The organism is Longicatena caecimuris, from assembly GCF_018406465.1.
In the GTDB taxonomy this organism is placed as follows: Bacteria; Bacillota_I; Bacilli_A; order Erysipelotrichales; family Erysipelotrichaceae; genus Longicatena; species Longicatena caecimuris.
Genome location: NZ_AP024510.1, coordinates 463,324 through 481,281 on the forward strand (window position 1 = coordinate 463,324; position 17,958 = coordinate 481,281).

At 47.8% G+C, this 17,958-nt stretch carries 18 protein-coding genes; 15 read left to right on the forward strand and 3 right to left on the reverse strand.

The genetic code is table 11. The features are described 5' to 3' along the window. Positions 1 to 3 precede the first annotated feature (3 nt). Entirely contained in the window at positions 4 to 306 is a 303-nt protein-coding gene (locus KJS44_RS02220; protein ID WP_015529855.1) for a hypothetical protein, read from the forward strand. Beyond that, positions 303 to 602, forward strand: coding sequence for a CD1845 family protein (locus tag KJS44_RS02225; RefSeq protein ID WP_015529856.1), 300 nt, complete (start codon positions 303 to 305; stop codon positions 600 to 602). The genes KJS44_RS02220 and KJS44_RS02225 overlap by 4 nt, the downstream gene beginning before the upstream one ends. A 74-nt stretch (positions 603 to 676) precedes the next feature. On the opposite strand, the gene KJS44_RS02230 is transcribed toward KJS44_RS02225, so the two are convergent. Then, positions 677 to 2,089, reverse strand: coding sequence for an ATP-binding protein (locus KJS44_RS02230; protein ID WP_213540185.1), 1,413 nt, complete (start codon positions 2,087 to 2,089; stop codon positions 677 to 679). 114 nt (positions 2,090 to 2,203) lie between these two features. Between KJS44_RS02230 and KJS44_RS02235 the strand changes: the two genes are divergently transcribed. Then, a complete protein-coding gene (locus tag KJS44_RS02235) occupies positions 2,204 to 3,616 on the forward strand; it encodes a relaxase/mobilization nuclease domain-containing protein (protein WP_213540186.1) in 1,413 nt (470 codons plus the stop codon). A 268-nt stretch (positions 3,617 to 3,884) separates the two neighbouring features. Then, complete coding sequence (locus KJS44_RS14810) at positions 3,885 to 3,962, forward strand: TnpV protein (RefSeq protein WP_241383153.1); 78 nt, start codon at positions 3,885 to 3,887, stop codon at positions 3,960 to 3,962. Between the two features lie 60 nt (positions 3,963 to 4,022). On the opposite strand, the gene KJS44_RS02245 is transcribed toward KJS44_RS14810, so the two are convergent. Continuing rightward, positions 4,023 to 5,015, reverse strand: a complete 993-nt coding sequence (locus KJS44_RS02245) for a helix-turn-helix domain-containing protein (protein WP_244976552.1) — start codon at positions 5,013 to 5,015, stop codon at positions 4,023 to 4,025. A 195-nt stretch (positions 5,016 to 5,210) separates the two neighbouring features. Between KJS44_RS02245 and KJS44_RS02250 the strand changes: the two genes are divergently transcribed. The 7 genes from KJS44_RS02250 to KJS44_RS14815 all read left to right on the forward strand — a co-directional run bounded on the left by KJS44_RS02250 (position 5,211) and on the right by KJS44_RS14815 (position 12,819). Beyond that, the gene (locus tag KJS44_RS02250; protein ID WP_148430715.1) at positions 5,211 to 5,792 is read left to right on the forward strand and encodes an MptD family putative ECF transporter S component; all 582 of its coding nucleotides are present in this window, start codon (positions 5,211 to 5,213) and stop codon (positions 5,790 to 5,792) included. Further along, the gene (locus KJS44_RS02255; RefSeq protein WP_213540187.1) at positions 5,792 to 6,529 is read left to right on the forward strand and encodes an energy-coupling factor transporter transmembrane component T; all 738 of its coding nucleotides are present in this window, start codon (positions 5,792 to 5,794) and stop codon (positions 6,527 to 6,529) included. Before KJS44_RS02250 ends, KJS44_RS02255 begins: the two co-directional genes overlap by 1 nt. A 5-nt stretch (positions 6,530 to 6,534) precedes the next feature. Further along, a complete protein-coding gene (locus tag KJS44_RS02260) occupies positions 6,535 to 8,049 on the forward strand; it encodes an ABC transporter ATP-binding protein (RefSeq protein WP_213540188.1) in 1,515 nt (504 codons plus the stop codon). Continuing rightward, positions 8,046 to 9,791 (forward strand): ABC transporter ATP-binding protein, encoded by a 1,746-nt coding sequence (locus KJS44_RS02265; RefSeq protein ID WP_213540189.1) that lies wholly within the window; start codon positions 8,046 to 8,048, stop codon positions 9,789 to 9,791. Before KJS44_RS02260 ends, KJS44_RS02265 begins: the two co-directional genes overlap by 4 nt. 14 nt (positions 9,792 to 9,805) lie before the next feature. Then, a complete protein-coding gene (locus KJS44_RS02270) occupies positions 9,806 to 11,542 on the forward strand; it encodes an ABC transporter ATP-binding protein (protein ID WP_213540190.1) in 1,737 nt (578 codons plus the stop codon). A gap of 11 nt (positions 11,543 to 11,553) precedes the next feature. Then, positions 11,554 to 11,925, forward strand: coding sequence for a metal-dependent transcriptional regulator (locus KJS44_RS02275; RefSeq protein ID WP_213540191.1), 372 nt, complete (start codon positions 11,554 to 11,556; stop codon positions 11,923 to 11,925). A gap of 636 nt (positions 11,926 to 12,561) precedes the next feature. Further along, positions 12,562 to 12,819 carry an RNA polymerase sigma factor gene (locus tag KJS44_RS14815; RefSeq protein WP_244976553.1) on the forward strand — a complete coding sequence of 86 codons (258 nt, stop codon included), beginning with the start codon at positions 12,562 to 12,564 and terminating at the stop codon, positions 12,817 to 12,819. Positions 12,820 to 12,877: 58 nt separating this feature from the next. Here the strand turns inward: KJS44_RS14815 and KJS44_RS02285 are convergent, their stop codons facing one another. Continuing rightward, entirely contained in the window at positions 12,878 to 13,252 is a 375-nt protein-coding gene (locus tag KJS44_RS02285; RefSeq protein WP_004797313.1) for a helix-turn-helix domain-containing protein, read from the reverse strand. Positions 13,253 to 13,947: 695 nt separating this feature from the next. Between KJS44_RS02285 and KJS44_RS02290 the strand changes: the two genes are divergently transcribed. From KJS44_RS02290 to KJS44_RS02305, 4 genes are all read left to right on the forward strand, one after another. Beyond that, entirely contained in the window at positions 13,948 to 14,178 is a 231-nt protein-coding gene (locus tag KJS44_RS02290; RefSeq protein WP_040015730.1) for a helix-turn-helix domain-containing protein, read from the forward strand. A gap of 84 nt (positions 14,179 to 14,262) precedes the next feature. Continuing rightward, positions 14,263 to 15,480 (forward strand): tyrosine-type recombinase/integrase, encoded by a 1,218-nt coding sequence (locus KJS44_RS02295; protein ID WP_055224659.1) that lies wholly within the window; start codon positions 14,263 to 14,265, stop codon positions 15,478 to 15,480. Positions 15,481 to 15,628: 148 nt separating this feature from the next. Continuing rightward, positions 15,629 to 16,840, forward strand: a complete 1,212-nt coding sequence (locus KJS44_RS02300) for a tyrosine-type recombinase/integrase (protein WP_110104173.1) — start codon at positions 15,629 to 15,631, stop codon at positions 16,838 to 16,840. A 542-nt stretch (positions 16,841 to 17,382) separates the two neighbouring features. Beyond that, entirely contained in the window at positions 17,383 to 17,841 is a 459-nt protein-coding gene (locus tag KJS44_RS02305; RefSeq protein WP_226897133.1) for a hypothetical protein, read from the forward strand. Positions 17,842 to 17,958: the final 117 nt, after the last annotated feature.

A 17,958-nucleotide genomic window follows, 5' to 3' on the forward strand; every position in this document is an offset into this window, starting at 1 on the left:
CAGATGCTGACCTTTGAAAAGGTGCTGGAGATTTTTGCGGATTACCTAACCGCAGACGAGACCATAGAAGTTTATATCAGCCGCCATGGATGTGTAAGAGTTGAATTTGACCAAGATTTTCACTATTGCTCTGGCGAGGTGTGCCATACTCCCAAGGAACTGTTCGACCTCTTAGCCGATGATTACCGGACTTATCTGGAGATTGAACTGACCAAAGGAAAACGGGAAGTGACGGAAGATGATGAGAGAGAAGCGGATGCCCTATGCAAACAGTATCTGGAGCGTTGGAAGGAGGAACAGAAATGAAGATTTTGAAATGTCTGCTGATGATCGTAACTGCACCGGTCATTTTGGTGTTGACGCTTTTTGTCTGGCTCTGCACGGGGCTGATCTACATATCCGGTCTGGTGCTTGGTCTACTAAGCACGGTAATTGCTCTGCTTGGCGTGGCTGTGCTGATTACCTATTCCCCGCAGAATGGTGTGATTTTGCTGGTTATGGCATTTTTGATTAGCCCGATGGGGCTGCCGCTGGCTGCGATCTGGCTACTGGGAAAGGTGCAGAGTTTGAAATTTGCGATACAGGATTGGGTGTATGGGTAAATGATGTGAATATAATTTGGAATGAAAAAGAAGCAGGACAATGGGAGATGAGACCCAATGCCCTGCTTCTCTGTTTATTCGGAACGAACTGTAATATATTTTTGATTGCGACTTTTAGGTTTATCGGGAATAGTCATTTCTAATTGCCCGGATTCTAAAAGCGGATTGATATGTTTCAAAGTGAAGTTTCTTAAATCTTTGAAGCCGCAAAATACTGCAAGCTCTTTCTTGGATTTTGGTGTTGTGCAAAAAGTCAAAATCTGTTTGGATACCGTTGATAGTTCAATAACTTGGTGGGTAACTTGGTGGATAACTTGGTGGGCGTCACCCTCTAAGTTGTAGTTTACATTTTTCAAGATGACTCTGAAATCTGTCGCTGTTGAGGAGAATTCAGGCTTATATGCCGCTGTGTATCCAGGCAGCTTTTCAGTTTCACTGACGATTTTGCGTAGGCCACTTCCACGGCGTTCCATGTACTTCATGCGGTGGAACAGGTCAGCAATCACAGGGTTTCGTCGCATGGAACGGATACTGTAAATATCGTATTCCTGAATTGAGCCGCCGCCAAACATACCGCCCGGAGATGTGATTTCCACCCGATCATCAAACATATCAATATGGATTTCGCTGCCAAGCACAATATAATCACGATGGATAAGCGCATTAACAAGAGCCTCTGTCACAGCTCGTTCAGCATAATCCGGCTTGTCTACACGATACTGTGCCTTTTTGACAAAACGGACTTTGGAATTATTGCGAATAAATTCACTGCCGCTTTTCAGTAAATAAATCAAATTTCCCTCGTATTCTTTATCGTCCAGCGCATCATCAAAGATAGAGCCTTTTTCCAAGCCATTCCACCGGGTACAGAACATACGGGAGTTATAAACCGTGTGCTGATCGGTCATGAGTTTTCCGGCATTGGTCAGGAGTCCATTTTTATCAGTCAAACCGAAGGAAACATAATCGGATGGCTCAAAGCGGAGACCGGTCCGTTCCAGATAGGTTGCTTCCAGAAGTGTAAAGCTGTAATCCTTTTTTACCGCGTCTGTTGTTAGGGTATCAAAGGACTGATTGGTTCCCTTTAAGATCAGTTCATTCACAATGTAATCAGGGGCAATTACGCTTTCATTTCCAACACGGATATATGCTTCCATCACGCCGTCTGCCTTGTAATAATATGGGGTGCTGCGGCCGGGAGAAACCTCCAGAGCTAATAGATTTTTACCATCTTCCTGTAATGGTTTTAAGATGAACTGAGGTAATGGTGTGATTCGTTCTTTGATTAAGCGGCTGATCGCTTCAGCATCCTTTTGAACATCTGACAAGCCGATAGGCTCCCGGTCATCAGAGACTCCGAAAAACAGAGTGCCGCCGATCCCATTGGAAAAGGCACTGACACTTTTTAACCAGCTTTTTGGCTTTTTTGTTTCGAGAGCAACTTTGAAATCACATTCGGTTGCTTCAGCAATGAGCTGTTCTATCATAAAATCCCTCCTTTGAGGTATTGGTAGTTTCTTTATATTATACCCATAAGGAGAGTTTATTTCAACGATAGGCACAAAGAGTTCAGAGAAAATATTTTGAAAGGAGGGCTTTTTATGGCAACTACAAGAATCATGCCGCTTCATGTCGGCAAAGGCCGCACAGAGAGTCGGGCGATCAGTGACATCATCGACTATGTGGCCAATCCAAAGAAAACAGATAACAGCAGGCTCATTACCGGCTATGCGTGTGACAGCCGGACTGCGGATGCGGAGTTCCTTCTGGCAAAGCGGCAGTACATTGCCGCTACCGGACGAGTGCGTGGCGCAGATGATGTGATTGCCTATCATGTGCGCCAGTCCTTCCGCCCTGGTGAGATTACCCCGGAAGAAGCAAACCGGCTGGGCGTAGAATTTGCAAAGCGTTTTACTAAAGGCAATCATGCCTTTGTGGTCTGCACTCATATAGACAAAGCCCACGTTCATAATCACATTATCTGGTCATCGGTCAGCTTAGAATATGACCGGAAGTTCCGCAATTTTTGGGGCAGCACCAAGGCGGTTCGTCGGCTAAGTGACACCATCTGTATTGAGAATGGACTGTCCATTGTAGAGAATACGAAACTTCACGGAAAGAGCTATAACAAATGGCTGGGCGATCAGGCAAAGCCCTCTCACCGAGAGCTGCTTCGTGTGGCGATTGACAACGCATTATCACAAAGTCCTGCTAATTTTGAGGAGCTGCTGAAGCTGCTGCAAGAGTCCGGCTGTGAGGTATCAAAGCGTGGAAAATCGTATCGTCTGAAGCTCCCCGGTTGGGAGAAAGCAGCCCGTATGGACAGCCTGGGCGAAGGATATGGATTGGAAGATTTACAGGCAGTTCTTTCTGGGAAGAAAACGCATACCCCACGAAAGAAAACGGTCACACAGGCAGTGCCGCCGAAGGTCAATCTGCTGGTGGACATTCAGGCAAAATTGCAGGCTGGAAAAGGCGCTGGCTATGCTCGATGGGCTAAGGTGTTCAACCTCAAACAGATGGCGCAGACCATGAATTACCTGTCAGAGCATAACCTGCTGGAGTATGCGGTTTTGGAAGAAAAGGCTGCGGCTGCCACGGCACATCACAATGAACTTTCGGCGCAGATCAAAGCGGCTGAAAAGCGCATGGCAGAGATCGCTGTTCTGCGTACTCACATCGTAAATTATGCCAAAACCCGTGAGGTCTATGTGGCATACCGCAAGGCGGGTTACTCTAAGAAATTCAGGGAAGAACATGAGGAAGAAATTCTGCTCCACCAAGCTGCTAAGAATGCCTTTGATGAGATGGGCGTCAAGAAGCTGCCAAAGGTCAAAGAGTTGCAGACAGAGTATGCGAAATTGCTGGAAGAAAAGAAAAAGACCTATGCCGAGTACCGGCGTTCCCGTGAAGAAATGCGGGAGTTTTTAACGGCAAAGGCCAATGTGGATCGGGTCCTGAAAATGGAGGTAGAACAGGATGTTGAAAAAGAAAAAGACCACGGCCAGCGGTAAGCTGGTCCTGGTCAAAAGCGTTCGCAGAACGCGCAGCCACAGAATGAAATTCTGTGTTCAAAGGGGCTTGGGGGTGCTGCCCTCAACAAGCAAGCGGAGAGGAAAATCACAAAGGGATTTTCTTCTCTGCAGGTCGGTGTGTATTAACACCGGCATTGCTTGCCGGTATTATCCCTGAATCAGAATAATTTCGGAATAACCACCGTTCTAACTATCCCACATGATGGAGGCGGCGGGCGTTACCGAGGAACTGAAAGCCCGTGACCACATGCGCTGGGTGGGGTTGATGAACACGCTGAAGGCGCAAGCGGAGGAAATAATTTTTCAAGAGTTGATTTCCGCATGAGATTTTAGGCATAAGAAAGGCCGGGACTTTGCTATCAAGTGGCAAATCCCGGCTTTACTCTTATATATTTCCCAAATTCTTTGACCGCCGGTATTCCAGCGGAGAAAGACCAAACTGCTTTTTGAACACGGCTGCAAATTTTCCTTGATTAGAGTAGCCGACCTGTTCGGATATTTCGGCAATCGGACGCTTTGTGTCCGAAAGAAGCCTTGCGGCTTCGTTCATACGGATTTCCCGCAGCCAGGTGGATATATTCTGTCCATATGCGCCTCTAAAATAATTTTTCAGGCTGGTTTCACTGACCGAAAATCGTTCTGCAATCTGTCTTACAGGGATGTGCTGGCGAAGGTCATCAGAAAGGATTTGTGCCGCCCTTTTTGCAATTTCAACCTGTGTTTCCGTGTAGAAGCCGCAAGTTTTCGGAGGCCGGATTTCCATGTTAAGAAGCCGGTGGAGAAGTTCAAGAGTATAGATTTGCAAATGGAAGGCAGAGGGTCTTTCGGATAGCCGCCAGAGTTTTTGAAATATATTTTCCAGCTCGCTGTCCGCTTCGTTGATATATGTTTTATGGTTGCCACAATAACTTTTTTCCAGCGTAGGGAGGTCAAGTGAAAAAGATTTCAAAAGTTCACCGCAGGACTGTAAAAGAAGTGACAGGTCAAAATATATTTTTATCCCCTGATACTGCTTCGTAGGAAAGATATATTCTTTCTGTGCGGTCTGTTCACTGACACAAAAATCATTCTCCTTCAGGTAAATGTAGGAGCCGTCATCCAGAAGCAATTCACTTCTGCCTGAAACGCAATAGTTAATCAGCAAAGGCTTTAGATTTGAATTTTCATCCGACTCCGGCCATACGGGAGCATTTACAAAAATAAAAGCCAAAGTCAGCCCCGGAAAGAGCGTATGGAATGTCATGCGTCCCTTGCCATCTGCCCGATCCAAAAGCAATGTGCTGCTATTTGGACTGTTTTTCAAAGTCACATCAGAAACAGTATCGCTGTTTTCTAAAATGCTGTATATCATATCACGCAACTGCTTCGCCCCTTTCATCACGCAAAATCGTTGATATTATTATACCCGCGAGAAAATTCACGGTCAATGGATATGCTGGCAAAACGAAAAAACTCCTTGCTATACGGGCCTAAAATACTGATATGTGCATAGAAGCATAATTGAATATGTGCTACCATTAGAGTTGGTTAGCAAGGTCTAACCGATAAAGCAATCATGTTAGGAGGTTTCGCAATGAACAACAAATTGCAAGGAAAGGATCTTATCAACATCGGTATTTTCACGGCGATTTATTTTATCGTCATTTTCGCTGCGGCGTCCATCGGTTTTATCCCGATTTTCATTCCGCTTATCAGCGTGATCGTGCCGCTTGTGGGCGGTATTCCGATGATGTTGTTCTTCTCCAAAATCAAAAAATTCGGTATGCTTACCATCTGCGGGGTGCTGCTCGGTATCATTATGTTGCTGACCGGCATGGGCTGGTGGTGCATCCCTACCGGGCTGATTTTCGGGCTGATTTCCGATTTTATGATGAAAGCCTGTGACTACAAGAACGCCAAGCGTGAAGTGCTGATCCACGGCGTTTTTTCCATGTGGGTAATCGGGGCGTTTATTCCCATCGTTGTGACGCGTGACGCTTACTACCAGAGCCTGCTCCCCGGCTACGGTCAGGAATATGCCGACACGCTCATGGCTTATATGCCCGACTGGATTTTGCCTGTACTGCTTATTGCTGCTTTCGTCAGTGGTCTTGTTGGCGGCCTGATCGGACGGAAGATTTTCAAAAAGCACTTTGAGCGGGCGGGAATTGTGTAATGAGCCGCGAACTTCTTGCAAGTCAAAAAAACAATAGCGGAATTTTATTAGACCCCCGGACAAAACTGGCGGTACTGATTACCATAGCTGTCTTTGTTTTAGGCGGTTCGTATGAAGGTATCATGCAGTATTACATCATCGTATTGGCGGCGATCCCTCTGTTACTTTTGTCAGCAGCCAGAAAATGGAAAGATGCTGTTCTCTATATCCTGATTTTCGGAGGCAGCCTGTGTCTGGAAATGTTCGGCCTGTCCCGACTGACCGGCGTAGCAAACTACATCGCGGTAGCCGTCGTTGGTATTCTTCTGCGGTTCACCCCCAGCGTGGTCATGGGATATTTCGTGGTAACTACAACCACGGTCAGCGAATTTGTTGCGGCGATGGAACGGCTCCACCTGCCGCAGCAGATCACCATTCCTATGTCTGTGATGTTTCGCTTCTTTCCCACGGTTGCGGAAGAATGGAGCGCCATTGGGGACGCCATGCGGATGCGTGGCGTCCGCTTTGGCGGTGGTAAAGCTGGTACGATTTTAGAGTATCGGATTGTTCCCATGATGATCTGCTCCGTCAAAATCGGGGAGGAACTGTCCCAGGCAGCCCTTACGCGGGGATTGGGAGGCCCGGTAAAACGGACGAATATCTGTAAGCTGGGTTTTCATGTGCAGGATGTTATTTTCCTGCTGATCTGTCTGGGAGCATTTGCAGCGCAAATCTATGTGCTTGCCGCAAGGGGGTGAAGGAAATGATTGAATGTCAAGATGTGTCCTTTTCTTATCCTGCCAGTACCCTTCCCGACAGTGAGAGGCAGGCCGGTGGCGCTTTGAAACATATTTCCTGCACTATTGAGGACGGTTCTTTTGTCCTGCTCTGCGGGACTTCCGGCTGTGGGAAAACAACCATGACCCGGTTGTTTAACGGCTTGATCCCCCATTATCATGAGGGGACTTATACCGGCTCCGTCTATCTGGATGGAAAGGATACCCGTGACCTGTCACTGTTTGATATTTCTCTGAAAGTCGGTTCTGTATTTCAAAATCCGCGTTCTCAGTTTTTCAATGTGGACACGACCAGCGAACTGGCTTTCGGCCCAGAGAATCACGGCATAGCGGAAGATCTTGTGCGTGACCGTGTAAAGCGTGTAGCTGCACAGCTAAAGTTGGAGCCGCTGCTTGATAGAAGTATTTTTTCTTTGTCCGGCGGTGAAAAGCAAAAAATCGCCTGCGGATCGGCAGCGGCGATTGACCCGGATATTTATGTGCTTGATGAGCCATCATCCAACCTTGACGCATACGCTATCGCTGATTTCCGGCAGCTTCTCTTTACTTTGAAATCGCAGGGAAAGACCATCATCATCTCTGAACACCGGCTGTATTATCTGTCCGGCCTCTTTGACCGTGTCCTGTACCTGAAAGATGGAGAAATTGACGGTGATTATACAGCAGAGGAATTTTGCGGCCTGTCGGCAAAACAGCGCGACGATATGGGATTGCGTCCTCTTGACCTTGCGGGGCTTTCAGAAGTTGAAGGCCCGCCGCAGAGAACGAATGAGGCGGTTTGGACGATAAAAAATGTATCTTTCGCCTATAAGCATGAGCCGGAAACCTTGCATATAACGGAAACCTCTTTCCCATCCGGCAGCGCCACGGCCATCATCGGACATAATGGTGCTGGAAAATCCACATTTGCCCGGTGTCTATGCGGATTGGAAAAGCACTTCAAGGGAACAGTGCAGGATCAGAGCAAGACTTATTCCAGAAAAGAACGATTGAAACTCTGCTATATGGTCATGCAGGATGTGAACCACCAACTCTTTACCGAAAGTGTTCTGGATGAAATTCTGCTCAGTATGAGAACTGAGGATAAGCAGAGGGCAAGAGAAATCTTGCAGGAGATGGACCTGCTGCCTTATGAGGACTGCCACCCGATGGGACTGTCCGGCGGCCAAAAGCAGCGCGTGGCGGTTGCCTCTGCGATTGCTTCGGAGCGCCCTCTGATTTTATTCGATGAACCGACCAGCGGTCTTGACCTGTTTCACATGAGGCAGGTTGCCAATGTTGTTAATCAGGTGGCGAATACTGGAAGAACTGCGCTTGTGGTAACGCATGACCCGGAATTTATTCTACGCTGCTGCAATTATGTCCTTCACTTAGAAAACGGGCAAATTCAGGAAAGTTATTCCATAGAGGACAGCGATGGCCGAAAACGCCTGCTAAAGTTTTTTCTGAGTGATATGAAGAAGGAGGTGTCCACAGAATGAAGGAGGAAAAGAAAGAGTCGCCCATAGGCGTCTTATGGGGATGGGGCAAGCCCTATCATGGAAAATTCATCGGCAGTGTTATCCTTGCGGTATTAGGCGTGGCCTGCCAGATGGTGCCCTATTTCTGCGTGGCGAATATTGTCACAATGATGTTGTCTGGGGAACAGAATTTTTCCCGCTATGTGACCGCTGGTATTATTGCATTGTGCGGCTACTTTGGGAAAGTGCTGTTTTCCAGTCTTTCTACAACGATTTCCCACACGGCGACCTATTACACGCTGTGCGATCTGCGAGAGAATATCACTGCAAAGCTGGCCCGCGTCCCGATGGGGACGATTTTAGATACTCCGTCCGGCCAGTACAAAACGACGATTGTTGACCGGGTTGAAGGCATGGAATCGACCTTCGCACACCTGCTCCCGGAAATGACCGCAAATGTGCTGGTGCCTTTGGTGATTGTCGTATATCTGTTCGTTATGGACTGGCGCATGGCGCTCCTGTCCCTTGTTACGCTGGTGGTGGGCCTTGCTGTCATGTTCGCCGGTATGAAGAATTATCCCGTCAAATGGGAGGGCGCGGTTAAAGCGGGAAAGCAGATGGCAAACGCCATTGTAGAATACATCGGCGGGATTGAGGTGGTAAAAGCGTTCAGCCAGTCCGCCGGTTCCTACAAAAAATATTCTGACGCGGTGAATTATAACGCCAACTATTATGTGGACTGGATGCGTGAAAACCAGAAAACCATGAGCGCCTACAACGCCATCCTGCCCTCAGTGCTGATTTGCGTGCTGCCCTGCGGCTTCGCGTTCTGGCTCTCCGGCAGTCTGGAGCTTTCCACCTTCCTGTCCATTGTGATTTTCTCGCTGGGGCTGATCGGGCCGATTATTGCGGCCTTTACCTTTACGGACGATTTGGCTGTACTGGGGACAAATGTGGAAGAAATCAACCAGCTTCTGAACGCCGAAGAACTGAACCATAAAGAAACGCCGATCAAGCTGGAAAATACCGGCATTTCTCTCAGGTCTGTGTCGTTTTCCTATGACGGGACAACAGAGGTTTTGCATGATGTGAATCTCGCCATCCACCCCGGAACAATGACCGCCCTTGTAGGGCCGTCCGGCTCCGGCAAGTCTACGGTGGCGAAGCTGATTGCCGGGTATTGGGATGTTACATCCGGCAGCATTACCCTCGGCGGCCATGAGCTGAAGGATATGCCGCTGTCTGAAATTGCAGACCAGATTTCCTATGTATCTCAGGACAACTACCTGTTTAACCGCAGTATCCGGGAGAATATCCGCATGGGAAGACCCAGTGCCACGGACGCAGAGGTGGAGCAGGCAGCCAAACAAAGCGGCTGCGACGCTTTTATCCGCAAGCTGGATAATGGCTATGATACGGTTGTCGGCAGCGCCGGTTCCCATCTTTCCGGCGGTGAACGCCAGCGGATTGCCATCGCCCGCGCCATGCTGAAAAATGCGCCGGTTGTCATTTTGGACGAGGCAACTGCCTATATCGACCCAGAGAATGAGGCGCTGGTGCAGAAAGCCATTTCCACTTTGACTGTCGGCAAGACCCTGATTGTGATCGCACACCGGCTGTCTACCATTGTTGGCGCAGATAACATCGTTGTGGTGAAGGATGGAAACATCCACGCACAGGGTACGCATGAGAAGCTGCTGGAAACCTGCCCCCTCTACCGGGATATGTGGCAGGCGCACATCGGCGCGAAAGACCAGATGTAAGGGGGTGTTGTCGGATGTATGGAACATTGAAAAAAATCTTTGCTTTTGCAGGCAGCAAAAAGGGGCTTCTAAAAAAATCCCTGTTATTCTCATTCCTGTCCGGGCTGTTTTCAGCCATGCAGTTTGCCGCCCTCTTTGTAGTGATCGGCGCGCTGGTATCTGACAACCGGGACGGAAAGTTTATCTGGCTTTCGCTGGGGATTATGGCCGTTTCCCTCATTGGGCGTATTATTACGACCTATTTCTCCACGATGGAGCAAACGGAAACCGGCTATTGCATGGTGGCGGAAAAGCGTATCCACATCGGAGATCGGCTGCGCTACATCCCGATGGGCTACTTCAACAAGAATAGTATCGGGAACATTACCGCCATTGTCACAACAACTTTGGGCGATGTAGAGAACTCAGCAGCCCGTGTCCTGGTGTCAGTGCTGGGCGGTTTTTTCAACTCGGTTGCCCTTGTCATCGTCCTGTTGGTATTTGACTGGCGGATCGGTCTTGTGGCCGTTGCTGGTGTCCTGATTTACCTTGCGGCGGCGGAACTGGCGCTTCGCAAATCTGCCGCGCTCAGCGGGGTACGCCAGCACACACAGGAGTCCCTTGTGGAGTCTGTGTTGGAGTACATTCAGGGGATGGGGATTGTCAAAGCATTTGGACTGGAACGGGACAGCACGCAGTCTATCGGCAGTGCAATTAAGGCGAGCTGCCGAGATAACCTGAAATTGACAAAGGCCAGCGTTCCCTATGACGCTATCAAACAGGCTGTTGTCCGAGTGTTCAGCGTCCTGTTGCTTTTGGCCTCGGTCTGGTTCTGGCTGGACGGCTCCCTGCCGCTGGCCTACGGTCTGATTTTGGTGATTGCTTCTTTCATGGTGTTCAACGATTTGGAGAACGCCGGGAATATGGCCTCTCTGCTGCAAATGCTGGCGGCCTCGATGGATACGGCAAACTCCATTGATGACACGCCGGTAATGGACGAGAAAGGCGCTGATATTACGCCGAAGTCCAGCGAGATCGTGTTTAACAAGGTGGATTTTTCCTACGCAGACCGCAAGATATTAGATCAGGTCAGCTTTACCATTCCCGAAAAAACGACTACGGCCATTGTCGGCCCTTCCGGGGCAGGAAAGACAACGATGTGCAACCTGATTGCCCGTTTTTGGGATGTGAATGCCGGGAAGATTACCATAGGCGGTACGGATGTACGGGATTTTAAGCTGGACAGCCTGATGAAGAATATCTCGATGGTGTTCCAGAGCGTATACCTCTTTGCAGATACGATTGAGAACAATATCAAGTTTGGCTGCCCGGACGCCACCCATGAGCAGGTAGTTGAGGCGGCGAAGAAGGCTTGCTGCCATGACTTTATTTCTGCCCTGCCGGATGGCTATGACACTGTGATTGGCGAGGGCGGCGGCACTCTGTCTGGCGGCGAGAAACAGCGGATTTCCATCGCCCGCGCCATGCTGAAGGACGCACCCATCATCATTTTGGACGAGGCGACAAGCAGTGTTGACCCGGAAAATGAGGATGAATTGCAGCGGGCTATTGAGGCGCTGACCCATGACAAGACTATCATCATGATTGCCCACCGGCTGAAAACCGTCCGCAACGCCGATCAGATCCTTGTACTGGACAACGCTCATATCGTCCAGCGCGGCACTCATGCGGAGCTGATCCAGCAGAAGGGCCTGTATGCCGACTTTGTATCGGCCAGACAGGAGGCCATCGGCTGGAAGTTGGCTCAGTAAAGGAGGTTCAGATGAAACTTCATGCGTCCGGGGAGGACTACCTGGAAACCATCCTTGTTCTCCAAAAGAAGCTCAGTATAGTGCGCTCCGTAGATGTGGCCCGGCACATGGAGGTCACGAAGCCCAGCGTGTGCCATGCAGTGGCTACCTTGCGGGACGGCGGCTTTCTTATGATGGACGAAGATCACTTTCTCCATCTGACCGATGTGGGCCGCGAGGTAGCCGAAAAAATCTACGAGCGTCACTGCTTCTTTACCGAGCAGCTTATCACCGCAGGCGTTGCCCCCAAAACTGCGGAGGCCGATGCCTGTCGTATTGAACACATCATCAGCGATGAGAGTTTTGACCGGCTGAAAGAGGCAGCCGAACAAGAGCAAAACTAAAACCGAATAAGCCAAGCGATCCTGCCCCGCAAGACGGGGAAAGAAAAAAACCGTTGCAGGGCAGGCAGCTTTGTGCGCCCAAAATGGATTTTCCGGGTACTGCGGCGGTTTTGAGTAACATCAAGGCCGCCGTTCCTTATGCCCTCGACAAAGGAGTGACGACTACACGCTGACACGGCGGCTTTAGGAGGGAGCCGCCGTGAAGCAAAGACCGCTTCGACATAATTCGGCAGGAATTTACCTGTCAAAAAAAGCCTGACCGTCAATCGGTCCCCGTCTGCTTATGAACAGGCACTATCGTGGCTGGTCCATAAGCGTCATAAGTCCTCTTTTAGCAGCGCCAGCCGCCGTTCTTCGGATGCTGGCGCTTTTGTTTGTCGTTTTTTCGGGAATTTCCCCGAAAGATGTCGCTCACCGCCTTCATTTTGGTTCACCCGTCAACCCGTGAATCGAAATGGAGGTACATAATGCAGAAGATCAATCTTCGGGAACTGTATCCCGATGTGTATAAAACCGATGTCTTTGTAGACGTGGCCGAGGAAGTCGTGGCCGCGATCCGGGGCCAGGAGCAGGACGATGCCGCCTATGAACGCCGGAAGTTCCGACACAAGGCTCACTACTCTCTGAACCGGGAGGATGGCATTGAAAACGATGCCCTCAACCGGCTACTCACCCCCGGAGGAAGTCCTGGAGCAGAAGCTGCTGCGGGAGGAAGTGTATGCCGCGCTGATGCAGCTGACCGCCATCCAGGCCCGGCGTATCTACGCCCGGTTTTACCTGGGCATGACGGTGGCCGAGATCGCCCGGATCGAGGGTGCTGACCGCCGCCGCGTGTGGGAGAGCATCCGGCGCGGACTGAAGAAGCTGGCGCGGTTGCTGGATACGGCCCAATAACCTGATCGCCGCATAGCGGCAAAAGAGAGCCGGTGGGGGTTTTTATTCCTCCACCGGCTTACTTATTCTCTAAATGTTCATCTGGGTCAACCCCAGCCGTCTGCACCATCTCTTTTAGCTCATCAGTCAACGCGCGGGTCGAGTTTAACAGCACTTTTCTGGCAGCCGGAGGGCACGAAAGGTAAAGCTGCCGCATATCGTTGGCGGCTTGCTCATCTTCAGGCAGATCGAGATTCATCAGGGAATCTAAGGATAAATTCAAGACTTTGCAAAAAGCGCGCAGAACCTCAAAAGAAGGATTTTTCACCCCTCTTTCGCAGCCTTGAACGTGCTTTAGAGAAACGTGGCTCAGATCTGCGAGTTCCTGCTGCGTCAATCCTTTTTCCTTACGCGCTTTTTGTATCCTTCGTCCCAGCTCTTTTATCAGTTCCATAGGCACTATCGTCTCCTTAATTATATTTTATCGTGCCCATTTCCTTGCAGGAAGAACCTCATAAAAGGCGTTTTTGAGTACGATAGTACCTATTTTATTGTGCTTGTAAGGAGCTTGCGCTGTCCGCAGCTTCTATGAAGGGACAAGGCAAAATATTTTTTTCAAATAAATCGCAGTACAGACAGGACAAATCGCCTGTTTTTGTCATGGCTGTCAAGAAGGAGCTTTTCTTTCGCTGACCTTTGACAACTGAATACACGGCAGAACAGGTACATAACCCGCGCATGAGCGAGTGCAGGACGCCGCGAAGATGGAGCAGCCAGGAGGTGATGGACAAGCTGTTTCGGAGCGATCAACGTCCCTGTGACCCGGATGGTGGCACATCCGGCGCGATGAGGGCGCGGGGGCTTAAAGATACTTCCTCACGGCCCGCCAAAGACTTGGGGGGAACCCTGCGGCGCACGCTACGAACGACGCTGCGGAGTTATGACAGCCGCGCCAGCGGAGACCTGTTGTGTTCCCATCGTCAGGGGGCGTGGCAAATGTGACGAAAGCTGAGAAATATAAATAGGAAGCGTTTGCCGCTTTCTGTTCAAAATCAGATACCATGCGCTGGTGGTTTCGGCTGCCAGCGTATTCATGTGATTTTGAACAAACACGATGACAAACTTGACGGATTGGAGGAAATATGCTTTATGGAAAAACTTATTACGCGAAAAGAAGCAGCAGAAATTTTGGGTATCAGCATTGCAACGCTGGACGCGGCCCGTAACAATGGCCTTATTTCTTATGTGCAATATGTGCAGAATGGCTGTGTGTACTTTACCTCAGCGGGACTTCAGGAGTATATCGCAAAATGCACCCACAGGGCAAAGCCAACGGAAAAGAACGCAACTTATCGTAAACCTCGCAGAGCTGGAGTGTGAGCCGGTCCGTATCCTTGTCGAAATCATAATGGTCTGATAAAACATAGATACAGCGCTGGAGTATATTCTTAGGAGGTGGAGGAATTGGCAAATAGGAAAATAATGCTTCCTCAATATGGCACAGTTATGAAAAGAGGTGTCCTATATTATAGGACCAGAATCAAAGACACGAATGGTAAGCTCGTAGCTATCTACGCAAAAACACCTGAAGAACTATACAACAAAGAAACGCTTGCGTTGGAACAGATTGAGAATGCCACTTTTCATCGGAAAACGCCCACAGTTGCAGAGTATTGTGAAAAGTGGCTGCTGATGCAGTCGGTTCATGTACGAGCTACTACTTTGACGGATTACACCTCAAAGGTCAGGCGGCATATTATAGCGGAATTGGGAGATAAACGGATGGGTGAGGTTAGCCTGGATGATATTCAGCTTGCTCTTGTTCCGGTTTCCAAGAAATCTGCATCGGTTTATAAATCTGTGGTAATCCTTTACAAATCTATCTTTCGCGCAGCAATGGAAAGCAGGATCATTGACCATAACCCGACGATTTATCTCACGACAAAAGGTGGCGGTGTTCCACAAGAGGATCGTCAGGCTTTGACAGATGAACAGGCAGCACGCCTTTTGGATGCTATCCGAGATTTGCCGCCTTATGTCTTTGTCATGATTGGTTTATATGCAGGGCTGCGCCGGGAAGAAATTCTTGCTCTGCAATGGGATTCAGTATATCTGGATACGGATACTCCATATCTGACGGTAAGGCGGGCATGGCACACAGAACACAACAGACCGGTAATCTCAGACGAATTGAAAACCAAGGCTGCGGAGAGAAATATCCCTCTTCCTGTTTGCTTGGCTGAGTGTTTGAAAGCAGCAAAGGAAACATCGACTTCGGAGTATGTGGTTTCAAACCGGGACGGCGAACCGCTGTCCTACACGCAGTTTAAGCGACTTTGGCAGTATATTGTTACGAGGACGGTCAAGGAGCGGAGCTATTATCGGTATGAAGATGGAAAAAGAGTAAAGCATACTGTCACACCTGTCTTGGGAGAAAAGGCTGCTCATAACGGAAAAGTGGTTTACAGTCTGGACTTTGAAGTAACACCCCATCAGCTGCGGCATACTTACATTACCAATCTCATTCATGCATCGGTAGATCCCAAAACGGTTCAATACCTGGCAGGCCATGAAAGCAGCAAGATTACCATGGACATTTATGCAAAGGTTAAGTACAACAGACCAGATGAGCTGGTCAGATCAATGAGTTGCGCGTTTGCAAGCTGGGACGCAGCACAGTAATAATAAAATAGGAAGTAAAGCAGGAGCGAGGCAAGGATGTCTCGCTCTTTGTTTTACATCAGCCGTATCTTTGATTAAATCGAGGCTTTCTGATAAAAAGAGAGTGTAGATACGGAGACTACACATTATCAAGAAAGGACGATCAAAGATGGCAAAAAAGAAAACACAGATCCCGAAGTATGGAACCATTACATTGAAAGGAATCCAGTATTACAGAACCAGGATTACGGATGCAGATGGCAAAGAGTTGAGTTTGTATGCCGCTACTTGTGAAGAATTGTATGAGAAGCAGTTAGAGGCTCGGAAGCAGGTGGAAGAAATTATCTTTCACCGGCAGCACCCGACAGTAGCTGAGTATGGAGAGAAGTGGCTGCTGATGCAGTCGGCAAAGGTGTCTGCGTCTACACTCAGAGGTTATACGAGGGATATGACAAACTATATCATCAAACCTCTGGGAGAGATGTATATGGAAGAAGTGACTGCTGACGATATTCGGCTGGCTCTTGTTCCATTGTCAAAGAAATCGGAAGGTTTATACAATAAGGTCAATATGCTGCTCAAGTGCATTTTTTATGCGGCAGAGAGAAACCAAATTCTTGAACACAATCCCTGTACGGGAATATCCGGTAAAGGCGGAAAACCGACAAAAAAGAAGGAGGCATTGACAGATCAGCAGGTAGCCGTGCTTTTGGATACAGTCAAGGGGCTTCCTCCATATTTGTTTATTATGCTCGGTTTGTATTCCGGTCTGCGTCGGGAAGAAATTCTTGCACTGCAATGGGATTGTGTATTTCTGGACGAGGATACACCTTATCTATCGGTGAGGCGGGCATGGCGTACAGAGCATAACAGACCCGTGGTTTCTACGGTGCTAAAGACTCCGGCGGCAAAAAGGGATATTCCGATACCGAAGTGTTTGGTGGATTGTCTGAGAGAAACGAAAGAAAATTCCATATCAGATTATGTGATCGCTGACAGCAAAGGAGAGCCACTGGCTGCCTCGCAGTTCCAAAGAGTGTGGCAGTATGTCGTTGTCCGCTCCACTAAGCCCCGGAACTATTATAAGTATGTAAATGGGGAGAGTATCAAATATACGGTTACTCCAACGCTGGGTATGACCCAGAAGAATCAACCCCAAATCAAATATACGCTGGACTTTGATGTGACACCTCATCAGCTGCGGCACACTTACATCACCAATCTTCTCTATGCGGGCGTTGATCCAAAAACAGTACAATACCTTGCCGGACACGAAAACAGCAAAACAACTATGGACATCTATGCAAAAGTGAAGTACAATAAACCAGAGGAGTTGTTTGGGGTAGTAAATGGTGCGTTTCATCAGGCTATCGCTGAATGAAAAAAGGCGATTTTTTATGGTCCGCATACCGGATAACCGAGAAGCAGAAAGCCGGAAAAGCCCGGAATATCAAGGAAAAACAGCTCAAAAACTCGCGCAGTACGGTCTGAAGGCTGCACGTCGTGCACCACAGTTCTCTAAGAGATAGTTATTGTTTCTTAAGAGAGCAAAAGAAAATTAAAAAAACGAGAAAAAGCCTTTATTTAAGGGCTTTTTTTCATGTTCCGTGATTTTGTGGATTTTCATAAAAAGTGACAAGAAGTACTATAAAATTTCGAAAAGTGGCTCAGTTGGTGGAAAATAAGCAGCAAATAAGCAACAATTAGGCGTAAAATCTGGCGTAATTTTTGGCGTAAAGTTAGCGCAAAATTTCAATCATTCGCTGTTATTATTTTATCCATGCGATAGAATGATTGTGTAGAAAGTGTAATTAGATAGTCTGGTGTTCAAATATCAACACCTTTTTTAAATCTTGCATTCTAGTTTAGAAGATGACATAATAAACTTAATGAAAGAAAATTAGAATTTGTAAGGTCAAGGAGATGATAGAAGTGAATTTTGATACACAAGTTGAAATGCTTGTTTGCGCAGATAATAAACAAGCATATAAAATATGGAAAGAACTGTTGAATATAAGTGAAAAATGTAATGACTTATATCCATACTTTGATAAGTTTGTTGATATGATGGATGATCATACAAATTCATATATTCGTACAAGAGGATTACGATTAATTGCTTATAATGCAAAATGGGATACTGATAGTAAAGTTAATAATATTATTAATCAATGGCTTAAACATATTGAAGATGAAAAACCAATCACAGCAAGACAATGTATTAAAGATGTGGTTATTATAGCAAAATATAAACCAGAACTTATAGATGTTATTCTTGAGGCATTAGTAAAATATGAGAAAATATATGACGATAGTATGCAAAATTTAATTTTTAAAGATAGGCAAAAAGCAATACGTATAATAAGACAATATACTTGGTAAATTAGAATTTGAATTACAACAAATTATGACTTCTTAACAGAGGTTATAGGTTATCAATAAAATCCTCCAAAAGCCTTGAAAACAAAGGATTTATCGCAATGTGTTCGCCTTATCCCT